We start from the raw sequence: 15612 nt of genomic DNA, 5'->3' as shown, positions 1-15612 counted from the left end.
AGGAAACGCGATGAACCCTTATGCTACGTATCAGACGAACTCGGTAACGACGGCGTTACCTCAAGACTTAACACTGATGTTATATGAAGGATTAATCAAATTCTCGATGCTCGCAAAACGAGCAATTGAACAGAAAATGATTGAACAAAAAAATACGAATATCCAAAAAGCTCAAGCAATCATCAGTGAGTTACAATTGACGCTCAATCAATCGATTGCCCTGTCAAAAGACTTGAACAGTTTGTATGACTACATGCAAACACGGTTAATTGATGCGAATGTTAAAAATGATCTCGTTGCAATCGACGAAGTGATCGGCTTTGCCGAAGAATTCCGCGAGACGTGGAAAGAAGCGATGAAACTCGCACGGCAACGATGAGTCCGCTCGATCCGCTTCGCCTGAAGACAAAACGATTGATCGAACTGCTTGATCAAACGCCGAATGAAGAGACGTATGACGAATGGATTGAGAAGATTCAAGGTCTCTTGAACGAACGAGAAGCGTTCATTGCCGCCCACTCGAATCTACTTGCCGGTGCCAATCAAGCCGTCATCCAGGAACTCGTCGCTGATAGTCGGAAAATCGACTTGAAATTATCAGCAGAAACGGCTAAATTAGGGGTACAAATCAGTCAGTTACGTCAGACGCAAACGAGTCGTAAATCGTACGTTGATCCGTACGAAGAAGTCGATCATAGTTTTTCACCGTATTTTGATTCTCGTCAGTAACTTTCTTGTGTGAGGGAGGGATCTTTCGTGACCAAGCGGGAAGACAAGAAGCGTCCCGTACCGCAGCCGTATTTCCAATCGGATGGCTCGTACGATCAGTTCATCGAACCGGACGTCGAATCGGAATCATGGGAAGAGTTCGAACGCCCTGTCTCCGATGCACCGGATGCCTATGAAGAAGAAAAATATCGTCGTGAGTCATAAGCTTATGAAAAATGCCCTGTCCATTTACTTGGACGGGGCATTTTGCCGTTCATTTAAAGCGGTAGGCATTCTTCTCTTCTTGCTTGACGGTATACATCGCTTCATCGGCCCGGATCAAGAGTAGACTCGTCGTCCGACCATCGTCAGGGTAACGAGCGATACCAATCGACGGCGTCACTTGCATCGCTGTTGCGTCAAAAAAGAACGGATCGTTCAAGCGAAGGAGGACGTTTTCTGCATATGTGATCGTTTCCGCGCGACTGCGAGCGAGGAAAACGATGAACTCGTCACCACCGAGTCGTGCCGCCAAATCGTCATGCGTTAAATCGAGCTGCAGGCGACGTGCTGTCTCCTGGAGAACGTAATCTCCAGCATCATGCCCGTAGCGGTCATTGATCTGCTTAAAGCCGTCGAGATCGATGAATAGCAGTGAGCCTTCCGTCAGTGTTGCGAGCTGTGGACCAAGGTGATCCTCGAAGTAACGGCGATTTGGAAGAGCCGTCAAGGCGTCGTGATAGCCGAGTTCTTGTAACCATTTCTCCTGCGATAAGGCTTCCGTTAAGTCAGACAGGATGACGTACAAATCAGCTTCACCCGGAATCGGGATTAACGTTACTTCGAACGTCCGACCGTCGACGGGTCGCATCAAGAGTTGTTTTTCACCAGTTTCGAGCTTTAAGAATGCCACAATTAATTGCTCAACTAAGGCATCAGGAACGTAACCGTGTGGGAAGTAACGTTCTGCCGCCGGGTTCATCGCTTTCTCATGCCCATTGCCATCAAGTCGAATGATTGGTTGCGGGTGAGCGAGGAATAGACGGCGATACTCTTCCTTTCGGAGTTCCAGTTGTGCTGTATGACGATCGATTCGGTGCGTCAGGTCAACCTCGAACGTTTCGAGCTCCGTTAGTAATTTTCGATTGAGCCGTTCGGAGAAAAACTGCCGAAACATAAACAACGAGAATAATACAATTAGCGTCGGGAAGTAGACATCCTGCGCGATCGGTAAGAACGTCACACCGGCAAGTAAGACGAGCAAACTAATATACGGCAAATAGGGTCTTCCGAGTCGATCGCGTGCCGGTTGTTTCGGTGGCACATCCCTGAAGTAGACAGCAAGATCAAACAGACTGACAGCGTAGAGCGGAAAGAAACAGGCGGCAAACGTCAATTCATTACGAATGAAAAATGTATAATAACCAAGATTCGCGACGATGAATAACATCATTGCGCGAATCAGTCGCTTATGTATCGGACCGCGCAGTCCCGTCGCATACAAAATCAAAAAAAAGAACAACTGCGCAATAAAACTGATTGAATAGCCGAGCATGGCGACGAACTCGATGTCAGAGCGCGCGAACGTCGGCAAGTGCCTGAGGATGACTGTGTAGCCGAAGACGAAGACCATGCCGAACAAGAGCACACCATCGATGTAGAGAAGGCGTGCATGCCGGATCGATGACCAGTCGATCAAGCGGGAAAATGCGATGGCGGTCAGAATCAAAAAGGCAGTCAAAGTCAAGTTGGCAACAGAATCGACTTCCGGTGGATGCGGAATGAAGGTCAGGATGAAATTGATCCAGAGTCCACTGGCGAATAAGAGAATCGCGATGCCGACTGAACGTTCCGGATGTTTCGGGAAGAACCAATACCTGACTTTAACAGCGACGAAAGTAACGCCGAGTAGCGTCGAAAGGACCGCGACGGGTGGAACGAATGGCGTTCCGCTGACGAGCACCATCAAGCCGTAGCTGATCAGTAGGTAAACAATGGGTAACGTCGGTCGCATCACAGACCTCCTTTCCTGAAGCGGTGTGTTTGCTTGTTTCGACGAGCGGTGAAAAAAATCCTTGTCTCGTCTGATGACGAACAAGGATTAGTCCTGCTCTTGCACCCATTCCCAGTGGATTCGTGCGTCTTTTTTAATTTTGTCAGTCGCCGTCTTGCTTTGGAATAAGCGGCTGTACCAGAGGCGAGCCGTGTCTTTCTCTTTCGTCACGGCGTACAGGTCGGCGATCCGTAGCAGAAGGACGTCTTCTGGAATCCCGCTCTCTTTGACGGACGTATAGTTGTCGTACAGCGGAAGATACTTCTCGATTGCTCGACTCGCCCAAAGTTGTTCTTCGTCCGTTTGACCAGTCAAACGGTGTAACCAGGACAAACGCACACCAAGCATCGCTTGGATTGCCGGTTTTTGCTCCGTCACTTGAGCCGTGTAGAGGCAAAGTTTATAGAGCTGAATCGCCTGCTCGATCGTCCGCTCGGTGCTAGCGAATGGTAAGACGGGAAGCGTCGGTAGTATGTGATCCTGCAATGTCGCTCGTACGTCTAACGATAACTTCCCGAACGACTCGTGGAAAAAGAACCGGCAATGGCTACATTGAATCGGTTCGTAGAGATAGACATTGACGCCTTGATAGCGGGTGAATCCATCAAAATCAGTCGAAGCGACACGGATATGTCGTGACAGGACCCGTTTCGTTTCCGTCGTCTGTAAGCAATAGGGGCAGGTACATTTTTTGAGATATAGGTCTGGCATGTAGGGGAACTCCTCTAATCTGAATTATACGAAGACGTTGACGAGCATGCCTTTGATTTCGCCGATTTGGTCGAGGATATCAAGACGGCGCGACTCACCCGAGATGACCGTATCCGTTAACTGAAGAAGCTTCGCGTCGACCTGTTCGACGACCTTATAGATTTTCGTCCGACCGCGACGATTGAAGCCGCGCTTCTCTTCGAGTTGTTGTGATTGGTCGAGAGCATCTTTTAAGAAGTCTTTGATTTTTTCTTTATAGCTTTCGAGGTGCTCGATTGTCTGGCTCTCAGCGAGCAATTGCCCATGTTCTTCGACGAGCGCGAGCTTCTGTTGAAGACGCTCGTAGCCTTTGTGGTCGCGTTTCTCCTGCATCAAGGCAGAGAAGGTCGTCGACGCCTCGACTTCACGAGGACCGCCTTTAAGCGATTGTAGGCGTTGCGTTTCTTGGATGCGGCGGATATCCATCGGATCTGCCTCCTTAGTTGAGTAGTTGTAAGACGCCTTGCGGCAGGGCGTTTGCTTGAGCAATCATGGCCATACCCGATTGGTTGAGGATGTTGAACTTCGCGTATTCCATCATCTCCCGTGCCATATCGGTATCGCGAATCCGTGATTCTGAAGCCGTCAAGTTCTCGGCGCTGACACTGAGGACGGATGACGTCGCTTCAAAGCGGTTCTGGATTGCCCCGAGTTGTGCCCGTTGCTGGGAGACCGTATCGATCGCTTTCGTATAATGGCTGATTGTGTCGTTTGCATCCGCTGCCGTCATGACGCTAAGGGCGTACTCCGGTGCGTCACCGCTCGGGAAATCAAGCGGGCGAATTGAAGGATCAGCTTGTGTCGTTGAACTGATATCAAGCGCAAGGGCTTGCATGTCGTTAATCGTAATTGAGATCCCTTCGTTTGCTCCTGCGTTCGTTTGGATGAACAGGGCATTATCGGCATCGTTGAACTTACCACTCAACAATTCTTTGCCGTTGAACTGTGTCGTCTTCGCAATCCGTGAGACCTCGTTCGTCAGCTGGTTAATTTCTTCTTGGATTGCAGTCCGGTCTTCTGTTGCGAGCGTACCGTTACCAGCTTGAACTGCCAGTTCACGCATTCGTTGCAACAGGTTATGTGTCTCACTCAAACCACCTTCAGCCGTTTGAATCATCGAGACACCGTCAAGAACGTTCTGTTCGGCTTTATCGAGTGCTTTCAAGCGATTGCGCATCTTCTCCGAGATTGCAAGACCAGCTGCATCGTCCGCTCCCCGGTTGATCTTCTGACCGCTCGACAATTTATCCATTGTCGTCTTGACATTCGTCTGGTTGATGCTGAGATTGCGATAAGCCTTCAAGGCTTGAACGTTATTCGTGATTCTCATTCGTATTCCATCCCTTCGTATCGTTGATGATGTACGGCGCGCGCAAGTGGTCGTTCATCGGTCTGAGCCGCTTGCCAAGTGATGCGTAAATCTTCTGCTAGTTCAAGTAGTTCGTCTAAGACGCTCGGTGTCTTATAGACCTGTAACGTCTGCTCGGCAAGATAGTGGTAGAGCGCGTCCAGTTGTGCCGTGATGATGCCGCCGTCGTCGTGTAATCCTGCCTGCAATTTGTCGAGTAACTGATAAGCTTTTTGTAGGCGTTCGTTCACCTCGTCAAAGCGGTTTGCGTCACGTGCGAGAATGGCTTGGTCGTATTGAAGGACGAGTCCCGTCAACATCACTTCCGTCAGCTGTTGTGGGGTCATCGCGTAGAGTTCTTGTTCTGTCATGTTTGCCGTCCTTTCGCGTTGTCGAGTTCTTCGATCAATAAGAGCAGTTCAGCCATCACGTCATACAGTTGCGGTGGAATCGCGGTCCCGAGATCAAGGTCGAGCAAGTGACCGAGTAATGAAGTGTCGTGTTCGATTGCGACTCCGTTCGCGCGAGCTTCCTGCAAAATACGGTCCGCTGCTTGTCCGCTTGCCCGAGCGACGACGACCGGTGCTTGACCGGATGCTTCATCGTAGCGGAGGACAGCAGCGGTCTTGCGTCCGGTTAAATCGATTTTCTGATACATAGCGGTCTCTCCTTTTTAGATACGGTAGTCGTAGCCACGTGGTGTCTCGTCTTGTTTGACGGTCTCTGTGACCTGCTCACGCGTGAATGGACGGAACTGAATCCGAACGTCCTGATAACCGGTTGCTTGCAGAGCGTCCGTCGTTCGGTCGAGGAACGGGGTCGCTAGTTGCTCAAGAACCGAGAAATCATTTTCAATTGTGATCTGCATCTTCCGGTTGACTGTCTCAACCCGGACACCGATTTCTCCGAGACGTGGGGTATTGAGCTGAACGTACAACGTATTGTTTTCCCAGTCGATCACTTCGTCTGGACGTTTATTTTGTAAGTGAACGTGTAGTCCTGCCGTTGCTTCGACGAGTTGTACCGGTAAGGCGAGCAGAATTTGGTTCAACTGTTGTTGGTTATCCGGTTTATTGACTTGTTGTTGCGCCGCAAGGAACGTCTGCAATTTGGCAGCTTCCGGATTCGCTGCTGGTGTACTGAGTTTCAGTTCTGCCGTCTGGAGTTGCAACGTCTTTTGGACGGTCTCCTGCAAGAGGCGAGGACTGTTCTGTTGTGGCTCATACGGTACAGCTTTTGTTGCGATCGGCGCTGGTAGCGATGGTGCTTGTGGCGGTAGTCCCTGCATCTCCGGTAAGTAAGTCGGACGCACGTTCGCTGGCGCGTAACGGAAGGCTTCAAACGCAATCCGAACTTCCTGTAAGACGGCTTTTGCTTCTGTACCGCGTCCGAGTAGTGCCAGTTCTGCGCCGCGTTCGAGTTTCGATAAGAAGTGAATCAACTGTTTTTCGTCTTTCATCGACGTATGCAGTAAAGCATCGGTTTGCTGGAAGACTTGTTTTAAGCGTTGCGCTGTACTCTCGATGACGGCGACCATCTGGACCGGACGTGTCTCAACGAGTGGTTCGATTTGGCGAAGTTGCGAGACGATTGTTCGTTGTTGGCTCTTGAAATCATTCGTGATCTCAGCGAGCCGTGGCGTCACTTCGCGGACGAGCGTCAAGGCGGAGCGGACCGGTGCCGTTTGCCCCGATGTTGGTTCCGGTTGACTGGCCCGTGCCGTCAGACCAATCAATTGCTCGCGAACACTTATCTTCGGCTCAAGCTGCTTTTGCGGGAAGTAGGGCGCCAGTTGTTTACGAACCGTCTCAATCTCGCCTTGTTCAAGCGTCGCGACGAGTGCTGGTCGTTTTTCTGCTGGTAAGTGTTCGATGTATTGCCGGATGTGGAGTGGAGACGCCGTTTCGATCTCGCGTTGCGTCGGCAAGGTGACGCGAGCGACGTCAAGCGCGACAGCTTTCTCGAACGTCGGCTGCTCCTTTAAAGCGTCACGTTCCGGCAGGACGTCCGGATAGTCTTCTGTCGTTGCAAGGAGACTTGCGATTAAGACGTCGGCGTCTGCAGGCAGCGTCGTGTCTGGTCGCGACACGAGTTCGAGTGCCAAATCCTTATATGTTCCTTGAAGTGCTGTCACGAGCTGGGCGACGATTTCCGGAGTTTGCGGCAACTGACCGCTTGCGAGTAACTTCGCGACGGCTTGTTTCAGTTCCGCTGGTACGCCTTCGAGTAAGGCTGGATCGACGTTTGATGGAACAGACAGGACGGGTGGCGTCTCCGCGTCCGGTGTCGCTGGAGTCAGTTGTTCGATCAGGTAACCTTCTGCCGTTTGTCCTTTGACCTTGAACTGGAAATCACCTGTCGGAACGTCGCCTGTGAAGGTCATCTCGATCTTATCCCGACCGACCTGGACGAGAGCCGTATGCGGACCGGTCTGCTCAAGGACCGTTCCTTTATAGGTCTTCGTATCCGAAAGCGGCGTCTGACCAGGGGATTGCGCCGGACGTGCCGGGTTCAATTGGATGTTCATCGAGAAGCCTCCTTGTTTTTTAAAACTTTCATCTTATTATATATCGGCAGAAACCAAAAAGGATTGAGCGAATTCATCGCCCAACCCTGATTTTTTTACGGTTACTCTTCAAGATTTGATTGCATTAAAGCGTTCCTCTAATGTCATCGCGTTCAATTGTTGATAACGAGCCATCAGCTCGCCAGTTGCTTTCATTTGGTTGCGGACGATGTAAGGAGAGGCGTTTACGGGAAGGATCATGCCATTACGAGTCTTGAGCTTCGTCTGTCCGTCTTCCTCGATGACTTCGGACATGTGGCTCCAAGCGTACCACTCGCAATCATCACGTTTCGGTGATTTCGTTGGGAAAAACACGAGGCCAAGTGTCGGTTCAATGACGACTGGGACTTTTCCTTTTACAGATGCGACACGTTTTGCTGTCACGATGCGTTCCTCGATGGAACTGTTGTATTGCCTGCAGGAAAGCTGCAGTAGTTGATACGGCCGAAGCGGTGTCATGATGGTCGAGCCATCCTCGAGTACGATGATGGATTGCTTCATCATGTCGTAGCACGGGAGAATCGCCACCGTCCGTTTCGTGATTCGATACTTTTCGTCATTATGGAATGGTCGCATTCGACTACATCCTCCTTAAGATAGGACAATGGATAAAATAGGTAATTACTAACGATATAATACAATAATACAACTGTAATGACAACGTAATTTTTTAAAATATAGACCAATAAGTAGGGAATATTATTCATTTTTCGGAATGAATTCAAATTAATCAGAATTTTTAATTGTCAATAATTCCTTCTTTTGATAGACTAAGCCGTAGAGAGCTTGCTCTCGAACTCTGGTTTGCGAAGGGAACGTGAATTCGAATGGAACAAGGTAAAGTAAAATGGTTTAATGCTGAAAAGGGTTATGGTTTCATTGAAACGTCTGATGCTAAAGACGTATTCGTACACTTCTCAGCGATTCAAGCTGATGGTTACAAATCACTTGAAGAAGGCGAAGAAGTGGAATTTGAAATCGTTGAAGGCGATCGTGGTCCACAAGCTGCGAACGTTTCAAAGATCTAATCCAATAGCAGCCGCCACCGTTTTTAGGCTATTCGCCTAAAAGCGGTTTTTGTTTTGAATTCGATTGAAACGGGTATATACGTTAACATCAACATGCTTCAATATTATCGTACGCTAAGAACCGATGGGAACGTTCATGACAATGTCATCGTTTTCATGGTATTCCTTCACTTATCGTGCTATAATAAAAACGAACCAAAGAATTTCGAATATTCAGAAGGAAACGACTGAAGCATCTCGAATTCATAGGTTCAACCGGTTACTTAAGGAGGAGTTTACATGATCTACAACATTCGCGGTGAAAACTTGGACGTCACAGATGCTCTCAAGGATTACGTCGAGAAAAAGCTTGAAAAGTTAACTCGTTATTTTACAACTCCTACGGAAGCGCAAACGGCTTATGTCAATCTCAAAGTCAACAATGAGAAGCAAAAAGTCGAAGTGACGATTCCAATGCCAAACCTCTTGCTCCGTGCAGAGGATGTCAATGGCGATATGTATGCAGCGATCGACCTCGTCGTCGATAAGCTCGAACGTCAGATCCGGAAACACAAAACAAAGTTGAACCGGAGAGGGCGCGCTAAAGAAGGTGGCATCGGAGAGTACTTCAAAACGCTCGAAGGACCGGAAGCGGAAGCGCCTGTCTATGAAGAGGACGAGGCAGAACTCGAACTCGTTCGGACGAAGCGTTTCACACTCAAACCAATGGACACGGAAGAAGCAATTCTTCAGATGGACATGCTCGGACACGCATTCTTCGTCTTCTCAGACGCAGAGACGGGCAACACGAACGTCGTCTACCGTCGTAAGGATGGTCGTTACGGTTTGATTGAACCAGAATAATGAATACAACAGGGACTCGCTCTTACGGGCGGGTCCCTTTTTGATATGATGAAAAACTATTTCTAAACAAGGTACGTTTGCTCTATGACAAAAGACCGAGACCGCTCCTCGGTCCGCTTGTTGAAATTTGACGTCGTATTCGGTACACTGAATAAAGGAAAAATCTCGGAATTCTGTTCGTTCAAAGAATCGTTCGAAGTAAGGGGACTGTAAGGCATGGCTAATTTTCTAAAAGAATTATTTGCACCAACGAAACGTGTCCTGAAGAAAGCCGAAAAAGCAGCAGACGCTGTGGAATCATTCGAGACACAAATCGGTGCGTTATCGGATCAAGAACTCGAAGGAAAAGTCGTTGAATTCCGTGAGCGTCTCGCTAACGGAGAAGACTTAGATGATATTTTACCGGAAGCTTTCGCCGTCTGTCGCGAAGTTTCGACACGCGTTCTCGGCATGCGCCACTACCGCGTTCAGTTAATCGGTGGATATGTCCTACACAACGGTGATATCGCCGAAATGAAGACCGGGGAAGGTAAGACGCTCGTTGCGACACTCCCTGTTTATTTAAATGCCCTCGCTGGCAACGGCGTTCACGTCGTTACTGTCAACGAATATCTCGCGAAACGTGACCGTGACATCATGGAGCCTCTTTACGCGGCACTTGGTCTATCGGTCGGCTTGAACCTCTCAAGCATGTCGCGTCAGGAAAAACAAGCAGCCTATAGCTGTGACATCACGTACGGAACGAACAACGAGTTCGGTTTCGACTACTTGCGTGACAACATGGTCCTGTATAAAGAAGACCGTGTTCAGCGACCGCTCCACTACGCCGTCGTCGATGAAGTCGACTCGATCCTCGTCGATGAAGCGCGGACACCGCTCATCATCTCAGGGTCTGCTGAGAAATCGACAGCTCTCTATTCGCAAGCGGATACGTTCGCGAAAATCATGAAAGCAGATGAAGACTACACGGTCGACATCAAAACGAAGAGTGTCCTGTTGACAGAGCAAGGAATCGACCGGGCTGAGAAATACTTCGGCATCGATAACTTGTTTGGTCTCGAGCACGTCTCACTCAACCATCACTTGAGTCTCGCACTCCGGGCGAATGCCGTCATGCACCGCGACGTCGACTATATGGTCCGTGAAGACGAAGTCATGATTATCGACCAGTTCACAGGTCGTGTCATGGAAGGGCGTCGTTACTCAGAAGGTTTACACCAAGCGATCGAAGCGAAGGAAGGCGTCGAGATTCAACGCGAATCGATGACCCTTGCGACGATCACGTACCAAAACTTCTTCCGGATGTACACGAAGCTTGCCGGGATGACCGGTACAGCGAAGACGGAGGAAGAAGAGTTCCGTAACATCTACAACATGCATGTCGTACCGGTGCCGACGAACAAACCGGTCGTCCGAAACGATATGCCAGACTTGATCTTCAAGACGATGAACGGGAAGTTCGCTGCCGTCGCTGACGAAATCGAACGTGCCCACCGCGAAGGACAGCCGGTCCTAGTTGGTACGGTTGCCGTTGAGACGTCTGAGTTGCTCAGTAACATCCTGAAGAAACGCGGCATCCGTCACGAAGTCTTGAACGCGAAGAACCACGCGCGTGAAGCAGAAATCATCGAGAACGCCGGTCAAGCGAACTCGGTCACGATCGCAACGAACATGGCTGGTCGTGGTACCGATATCAAGCTTGGTGATGGTGTCTTAGATAAAGGTGGTCTCTTCATTCTCGGTACAGAGCGTCACGAATCACGCCGTATCGATAACCAGCTCCGTGGTCGTGCTGGTCGTCAAGGGGACCCGGGGGCATCACAATTCTATCTATCACTTGAAGATGAATTGATGCGTCGTTTCGGTTCAGACTCGTTGCAGTCGATGATGGATCGTCTCGGAATGGATGATTCGCAACCGATCGAGAGCCGGATGGTATCTCGTGCTGTTGAATCCGCTCAAAAACGCGTTGAAGGAAATAACTTCGATGCACGGAAACAAGTCCTCGGATACGATAACGTCATGGCGGATCAACGGAAAGTCATGTACGCGGACCGGGCAGCGATTCTTGATGCTGGTTCGGTGTCAGACATCGTCCGTCCGATGATTGAATCAACAATCGAAGCGGGCGTCCATCAATATACGCCGGTCGAGTTCGTACCGGAAGAGTGGAGCATCGGTGCGCTTGCAGAGTGGGCAAACCAAACGCTTGCGATCGAAGAGAAGGTCACGGAAAGCGACCTCTTCGGAAAAGAACGCGAAGAAATCATCGAGTTGCTCAAAGAGCGGACATTCGCACACTACGAGCACAAACGGTCAGAAGTACCAGCCGAAGCATTCGATGAGTTCGAAAAAGTCATCGTCCTTCGTGCGGTTGACCAACACTGGATGAACCACATCGATCAGATGGATCAACTCCGTGAAGGGATTCACCTCCGGGCATACGGTCAAAACGACCCGCTCCGTGAATACCAATCGGAAGGTTCGATGATGTTTGATGCAATGAACGCTGCAATCGCTGAAGAAGTGACGCAATTCGTCCTTCGTGCGGATCTCGACCCGAACCTGAAACGCGAAAAAGTCGTCCAAGACGAAGTCGCTGTTTCTGGTAAGGAAGACAAAGCGGTCAAGAAAAAACCGGTCCGGAAAAATCCAAACGACCAAATCGGACGCAACGATCCGTGCTGGTGTGGATCCGGTAAGAAATATAAAAACTGTCACGGCCGTCAGGCATAAGTGATGAATCGACTGAAAGAGAGGCAGGAGATTCCTGCCTCTTTTCACGGAAAGAGAAGGTGGAACACATGGAATTAGCAGAAATTCGCAACACCGCCGAGTGGATGGAAAAGAAACTCGACGAATATAAGGCATCACTCGACCTCGAGTCGAAGATTGCCCGAATCGAAGAACTTGAAAACGAGATGACGTATCCGGACTTCTGGAACAACCAGGAATCGGCACAGAAAGTCATCGATGAGTCGAACGGCTTAAAAGCGATGGTCGACAAATACAAGGAACTTGAAGCAGGTCACGAGAACGTCGCTTTGACGTACGAATTGATCAAGGAAGAGCCGGATGCGGATCTTCAAGAAGAGCTCGAGTCAGAACTCGGCGACCTCAAGAAGAAGTTCGAAGACTTCGAACTCCAAATCCTCTTAAACGGGGAATATGACGCGAACAACGCAATCCTCGAGTTGCACCCAGGTGCGGGTGGGACCGAGTCACAAGACTGGGCATCGATGTTGCTCCGGATGTACCAACGTTTCTGCGACAAGCAGGGCTGGAAAGTCGAAACGATGGACTATCAACCAGGTGATGAAGCCGGTGTCAAATCGGTCACGCTTCGTATTCAAGGGCACAATGCCTATGGATACTTAAAAGCCGAAAAAGGGATCCATCGTTTAGTCCGGATCTCACCGTTTGACTCATCAGGTCGTCGTCATACATCGTTCGTCTCGTGTGATGTCATGCCGGAATTCAACGATGACATCGATATCGAAGTCCGTACGGAAGACTTACGGATCGATACGTACCGTGCCTCTGGTGCCGGTGGTCAGCACATCAATACGACGGACTCGGCTGTCCGGATCACACACGTTCCAACAGGCGTCGTCGTCTCATGTCAACAAGAACGTTCGCAGATCAAAAACCGTGAAGCGGCAATGAAGATGTTGAAAGCGAAACTCTACCAACGTGAAATCGAAGAGCAACAAAAGAAACTCGACGAGATCCGTGGTGAAAAATCGGATATCGCGTGGGGTAGCCAAATTCGTTCGTACGTCTTCCACCCATACAGCATGGTCAAGGATCACCGGACGAACTATGAAGTCGGGAACACACAAGGAGCAATGGATGGTGACATCATGGGCTTCATCGATGCGTACCTCCGTCTCATGAATATGTAAGACAACCAACCAGTCGGACGATGTTCGACTGGTTTTTTGACCGTCAAAGGGGGAAAAGTGATGAATGAGCAAAGTCGGGTCAACAAACATGCGTGGGAGTATCGAGCCTATGAGTTTTGGGAGAAACGCGATGGAACGCCGTCAGAATATGCTGCAATCATCAAACAAGAACCAGCAGCATGTCTGAAGAAACACCGGCATTATTTCGAAGACGTCGCGGGGAAGACGATCGCGAACATCTGTGGTTCAAATGGACGCAAAGCTGTTCCGTTAGCGTTACTTGGAGCAGACGTCACGGTATTCGATATCTCAGAGGAGAATGCTACGTACGCGCTTGAACTGGCGCACTACGCTGAGACGGAAATCGAGTACATCGTTGGTGATATCTATGCGATTGATCTTACGCGATACAGTGATACGTTTGATATCCTCTACTTAGAAGGCGGTATCTTACATTACTTCGCTGATCTAGAGCGTTTCTTACAGATTCTCTTTACGATCTTGAAGCCGAGTGGTCAGTTGATCCTCAGTGATTTTCATCCGGTCGGGCGCTGGATTGATACGGATTTGACATATAGACCGCGCTATTTTGATCAAGCGTTACAAACAGGCGACTTGGCGTACAAATCGCACTTTACGGATCAGGAACAAGTCGATTTTCCAGACGTATCGGTCCGTTACTTTACGCTGAGTGAAATTCTAAATGACGTCATCGCGACGCGATTTATGTTGCAACAATTCGAGGAGCATCGCGGATGGAACGGTGAGAACATTCCGGCGGAGTTCACGCTCCTGGCAACAAAACCACTTGAAGGGAGCAATCTTTGATGATTATTCGGAAAGAAGGCTTCAAGGACGCAGCGGGAATCCGGCTTGTCCATGAAGCAGCATTCGAGCAACCGAACGAAGCAAACCTCGTCGATGCGTTACGTGAGGACGAGGCGGCGCAACCGGTCTTCGGTCGCGTCGCGGTGACTGATAAAGGGGAAATCGTCGGTCATGTTCTGTTGAGCCGGATCCAGATCGATGACATTCCGTCGCTTGCCTTAGCGCCGGTCGGCGTGTTGCCGGTCTGGCAACGTAAAGGAATCGGTTCCGAGTTGATCCGCCAAGTGATCGAGGATGCGCGGGAAGCTGGCGAATCACACATCGTCGTGCTCGGTCACGACAGTTACTATCCACAGTTCGGTTTTGAACGGGCGATCGACTACGGCATCGAGCCACCGTTCCCGGTCCCACCGGAAGTCTTCCTCGTTCTTGCGCTCGAACGGAACGCTTTGCGTGGCGTGAATGGAATCGTCCGCTACAGTCCGCCCTTTAGTGCGGTATAAAGGGAACACTGTGAGTTGTTCCGCCTATCTAGTCGTTGTCTGACTTTTCCGCTAAAATGAAACACGAGAATCAATCGATAAGGGGAAATGGAATGTCATGACATCGACACGTCAGGAAGTCGTGCGCGATTATGCGTATTTGTTAATTGGGTCCTTGTTCGTCGCAAGTGCCTTTAGTTTATTTTTAGCACCGAATCAACTCGCCTCTGGTGGCGTCAGTGGCTTATCGATCGTCTTAAACGATCTGTTTGGGATCTCACCCGGATTATTCCAGCTCGTCGCAAACGTCGTTTTACTCGCGATCGGCTGGATGATCCTCGGGATGGGCTTTGGCGTCAAATCACTCGTCGGTTCGATCTTCTTACCAGTAGTTATCCTCGTGTACGAGCGGTTCGACGTTCCGGCAGCGACGATGAATCCGATGCTTGCTGCGATTTTTGGTGGTGCCGGTGTCGGAATCGGACTTGGTCTGATTTTCCGAGGGCGTGCTTCGACTGGTGGGATGGACTTGATCGCCCAAATCCTGCATCGCTTCACGAAGTTGCCGCTCCATCTGTGTATTGCTTTGCTCGACGGAACGATCGTCATCAGTGCGGCGACGATCTTCTCGCTTGAAATTGGATTGTATGCACTCGTCGCTTTGTTCATCACGATCAAGATGATCGACGTCGTCCAGCTCGGGATCACGAACGACAAGCTTGCCTATATCATCTCTGATCAGCGAGAAGCGCTAGTCAAGGAAATCTTCGAGACGCTCGATCGCGGCGCGACCGAAATCGAAGCGGCAGGCGCATTCACACGGACGCGCAAACCAATGCTGATGGTCGTCGTCCGGCAAGGGGAGATCACGACGCTTAAAGAGATCGTCAAACACATCGACCCGTCGGCATTCCTCGTCGTCAGTGAGGCGCATGAGGTCCTTGGACTCGGTTTTACGGATGACAAACGCTATCGGAATGTGCCGTAATTGTTCCGAACTCGTGAAGTTTTTGTGAAATCACGCTTAACTCTTCCGGATAACGGTTATACTCTAACTAGGTCAGAAGTGTTTACGTAGATACTTACAAGAGGGGGATATCC

The 15612-nt window shown here is 49.9% G+C and carries 18 protein-coding genes; 10 read left to right on the top strand and 8 right to left on the bottom strand.

Features of this window, described 5'->3' with window-relative positions; genetic code table 11:
• Positions 1-10: 10 nt before the first annotated feature.
• Genes fliS (K6T22_RS13475) through K6T22_RS13465 form a run of 3 tightly spaced genes read left to right on the top strand, consistent with a single transcriptional unit; the run spans position 11 to position 933 of the window.
• Positions 11-379, top strand: a complete 369-nt coding sequence (gene fliS, locus K6T22_RS13475) for a flagellar export chaperone FliS (protein ID WP_035410054.1) — start codon at positions 11-13, stop codon at positions 377-379.
• On the top strand, positions 343-729 hold the full coding sequence (locus tag K6T22_RS13470; RefSeq protein ID WP_231496899.1) for a hypothetical protein: 387 nt from the start codon (positions 343-345) through the stop codon (positions 727-729). Before fliS (K6T22_RS13475) ends, K6T22_RS13470 begins: the two co-directional genes overlap by 37 nt.
• A 27-nt stretch (positions 730-756) precedes the next feature.
• Positions 757-933: a hypothetical protein gene (locus K6T22_RS13465; RefSeq protein ID WP_169738097.1), complete on the top strand. Its 177-nt coding sequence runs from the start codon at positions 757-759 to the stop codon at positions 931-933.
• 49 nt (positions 934-982) lie between these two features.
• Here the strand turns inward: K6T22_RS13465 and K6T22_RS13460 are convergent, their stop codons facing one another.
• The 8 genes from K6T22_RS13460 to K6T22_RS13425 form a co-directional block, all read right to left on the bottom strand.
• Positions 983-2722: a sensor domain-containing diguanylate cyclase gene (locus tag K6T22_RS13460; protein ID WP_238237752.1), complete on the bottom strand. Its 1740-nt coding sequence runs from the start codon at positions 2720-2722 to the stop codon at positions 983-985.
• 87 nt (positions 2723-2809) lie between these two features.
• Positions 2810-3472, bottom strand: coding sequence for a DUF2225 domain-containing protein (locus tag K6T22_RS13455; RefSeq protein ID WP_238237751.1), 663 nt, complete (start codon positions 3470-3472; stop codon positions 2810-2812).
• A gap of 24 nt (positions 3473-3496) precedes the next feature.
• Positions 3497-3937: a YaaR family protein gene (locus K6T22_RS13450; protein WP_029342506.1), complete on the bottom strand. Its 441-nt coding sequence runs from the start codon at positions 3935-3937 to the stop codon at positions 3497-3499.
• Between the two features lie 13 nt (positions 3938-3950).
• Entirely contained in the window at positions 3951-4841 is an 891-nt protein-coding gene (locus K6T22_RS13445) for a flagellin N-terminal helical domain-containing protein (RefSeq protein WP_238237750.1), read from the bottom strand.
• Entirely contained in the window at positions 4838-5230 is a 393-nt protein-coding gene (gene fliS / locus K6T22_RS13440) for a flagellar export chaperone FliS (RefSeq protein ID WP_238237749.1), read from the bottom strand. The genes K6T22_RS13445 and fliS (K6T22_RS13440) overlap by 4 nt, the downstream gene beginning before the upstream one ends.
• The gene (locus K6T22_RS13435) at positions 5227-5517 is read right to left on the bottom strand and encodes an EscU/YscU/HrcU family type III secretion system export apparatus switch protein (protein ID WP_029342503.1); all 291 of its coding nucleotides are present in this window, start codon (positions 5515-5517) and stop codon (positions 5227-5229) included. Before K6T22_RS13435 ends, fliS (K6T22_RS13440) begins: the two co-directional genes overlap by 4 nt.
• Before the next feature lie 15 nt (positions 5518-5532).
• On the bottom strand, positions 5533-7386 hold the full coding sequence (locus K6T22_RS13430) for a hypothetical protein (protein ID WP_238237748.1): 1854 nt from the start codon (positions 7384-7386) through the stop codon (positions 5533-5535).
• A 108-nt stretch (positions 7387-7494) separates the two neighbouring features.
• Positions 7495-8001, bottom strand: a complete 507-nt coding sequence (locus K6T22_RS13425; protein ID WP_029342501.1) for a competence protein ComK — start codon at positions 7999-8001, stop codon at positions 7495-7497.
• A 251-nt stretch (positions 8002-8252) separates the two neighbouring features.
• On the opposite strand from K6T22_RS13425, the gene K6T22_RS13420 reads away from it, so the two are divergent.
• The 7 genes from K6T22_RS13420 (at position 8253) to K6T22_RS13390 (ending at position 15499) form a co-directional block, all read left to right on the top strand.
• On the top strand, positions 8253-8453 hold the full coding sequence (locus K6T22_RS13420) for a cold shock domain-containing protein (protein WP_035410038.1): 201 nt from the start codon (positions 8253-8255) through the stop codon (positions 8451-8453).
• 279 nt (positions 8454-8732) lie between these two features.
• Entirely contained in the window at positions 8733-9296 is a 564-nt protein-coding gene (gene hpf / locus K6T22_RS13415; RefSeq protein WP_035410035.1) for a ribosome hibernation-promoting factor, HPF/YfiA family, read from the top strand.
• Between the two features lie 216 nt (positions 9297-9512).
• Entirely contained in the window at positions 9513-12032 is a 2520-nt protein-coding gene (secA, locus tag K6T22_RS13410) for a preprotein translocase subunit SecA (RefSeq protein ID WP_238237747.1), read from the top strand.
• A 68-nt stretch (positions 12033-12100) separates the two neighbouring features.
• The gene (gene prfB, locus K6T22_RS13405; RefSeq protein WP_023469245.1) at positions 12101-13201 is read left to right on the top strand and encodes a peptide chain release factor 2; all 1101 of its coding nucleotides are present in this window, start codon (positions 12101-12103) and stop codon (positions 13199-13201) included.
• Between the two features lie 60 nt (positions 13202-13261).
• Positions 13262-14029 carry a class I SAM-dependent methyltransferase gene (locus tag K6T22_RS13400; protein ID WP_238237746.1) on the top strand — a complete coding sequence of 256 codons (768 nt, stop codon included), beginning with the start codon at positions 13262-13264 and terminating at the stop codon, positions 14027-14029.
• Positions 14029-14532, top strand: coding sequence for a GNAT family N-acetyltransferase (locus K6T22_RS13395; protein WP_238237745.1), 504 nt, complete (start codon positions 14029-14031; stop codon positions 14530-14532). Before K6T22_RS13400 ends, K6T22_RS13395 begins: the two co-directional genes overlap by 1 nt.
• Positions 14533-14629: 97 nt before the next feature.
• Complete coding sequence (locus K6T22_RS13390) at positions 14630-15499, top strand: YitT family protein (RefSeq protein ID WP_023469242.1); 870 nt, start codon at positions 14630-14632, stop codon at positions 15497-15499.
• Positions 15500-15612: the final 113 nt, after the last annotated feature.

This window comes from Exiguobacterium acetylicum (assembly GCF_022170825.1).
GTDB lineage: Bacteria > Bacillota > Bacilli > Exiguobacteriales > Exiguobacteriaceae > Exiguobacterium_A > Exiguobacterium_A acetylicum_B.
Note: the sequence above shows the minus strand (reverse complement) of the source record. Positions and strands in the feature narration are given on the sequence as shown.

Bases quoted from the DNA above. Each gene is read 5' to 3' on its own strand.
- fliS (WP_035410054.1), top strand. From the start codon at position 11: ATGAACCCTTATGCTACGTATCAGACGAACTCGGTAACGACGGCGTTA.
- K6T22_RS13460 (WP_238237752.1), bottom strand. From the start codon at position 2,722: ATGCGACCGACGTTACCCATTGTTTACCTACTGATCAGCTACGGCTTG.
- K6T22_RS13455 (WP_238237751.1), bottom strand. From the start codon at position 3,472: ATGCCAGACCTATATCTCAAAAAATGTACCTGCCCCTATTGCTTACAG.
- K6T22_RS13450 (WP_029342506.1), bottom strand. From the start codon at position 3,937: ATGGATATCCGCCGCATCCAAGAAACGCAACGCCTACAATCGCTTAAA.
- K6T22_RS13445 (WP_238237750.1), bottom strand. From the start codon at position 4,841: ATGAGAATCACGAATAACGTTCAAGCCTTGAAGGCTTATCGCAATCTC.
- fliS (WP_238237749.1), bottom strand. From the start codon at position 5,230: ATGACAGAACAAGAACTCTACGCGATGACCCCACAACAGCTGACGGAA.
- K6T22_RS13435 (WP_029342503.1), bottom strand. From the start codon at position 5,517: ATGTATCAGAAAATCGATTTAACCGGACGCAAGACCGCTGCTGTCCTC.
- K6T22_RS13430 (WP_238237748.1), bottom strand. From the start codon at position 7,386: ATGAACATCCAATTGAACCCGGCACGTCCGGCGCAATCCCCTGGTCAG.
- K6T22_RS13425 (WP_029342501.1), bottom strand. From the start codon at position 8,001: ATGCGACCATTCCATAATGACGAAAAGTATCGAATCACGAAACGGACG.
- K6T22_RS13420 (WP_035410038.1), top strand. From the start codon at position 8,253: ATGGAACAAGGTAAAGTAAAATGGTTTAATGCTGAAAAGGGTTATGGT.
- hpf (WP_035410035.1), top strand. From the start codon at position 8,733: ATGATCTACAACATTCGCGGTGAAAACTTGGACGTCACAGATGCTCTC.
- secA (WP_238237747.1), top strand. From the start codon at position 9,513: ATGGCTAATTTTCTAAAAGAATTATTTGCACCAACGAAACGTGTCCTG.
- prfB (WP_023469245.1), top strand. From the start codon at position 12,101: ATGGAATTAGCAGAAATTCGCAACACCGCCGAGTGGATGGAAAAGAAA.
- K6T22_RS13400 (WP_238237746.1), top strand. From the start codon at position 13,262: ATGAATGAGCAAAGTCGGGTCAACAAACATGCGTGGGAGTATCGAGCC.
- K6T22_RS13395 (WP_238237745.1), top strand. From the start codon at position 14,029: ATGATTATTCGGAAAGAAGGCTTCAAGGACGCAGCGGGAATCCGGCTT.
- K6T22_RS13390 (WP_023469242.1), top strand. From the start codon at position 14,630: ATGACATCGACACGTCAGGAAGTCGTGCGCGATTATGCGTATTTGTTA.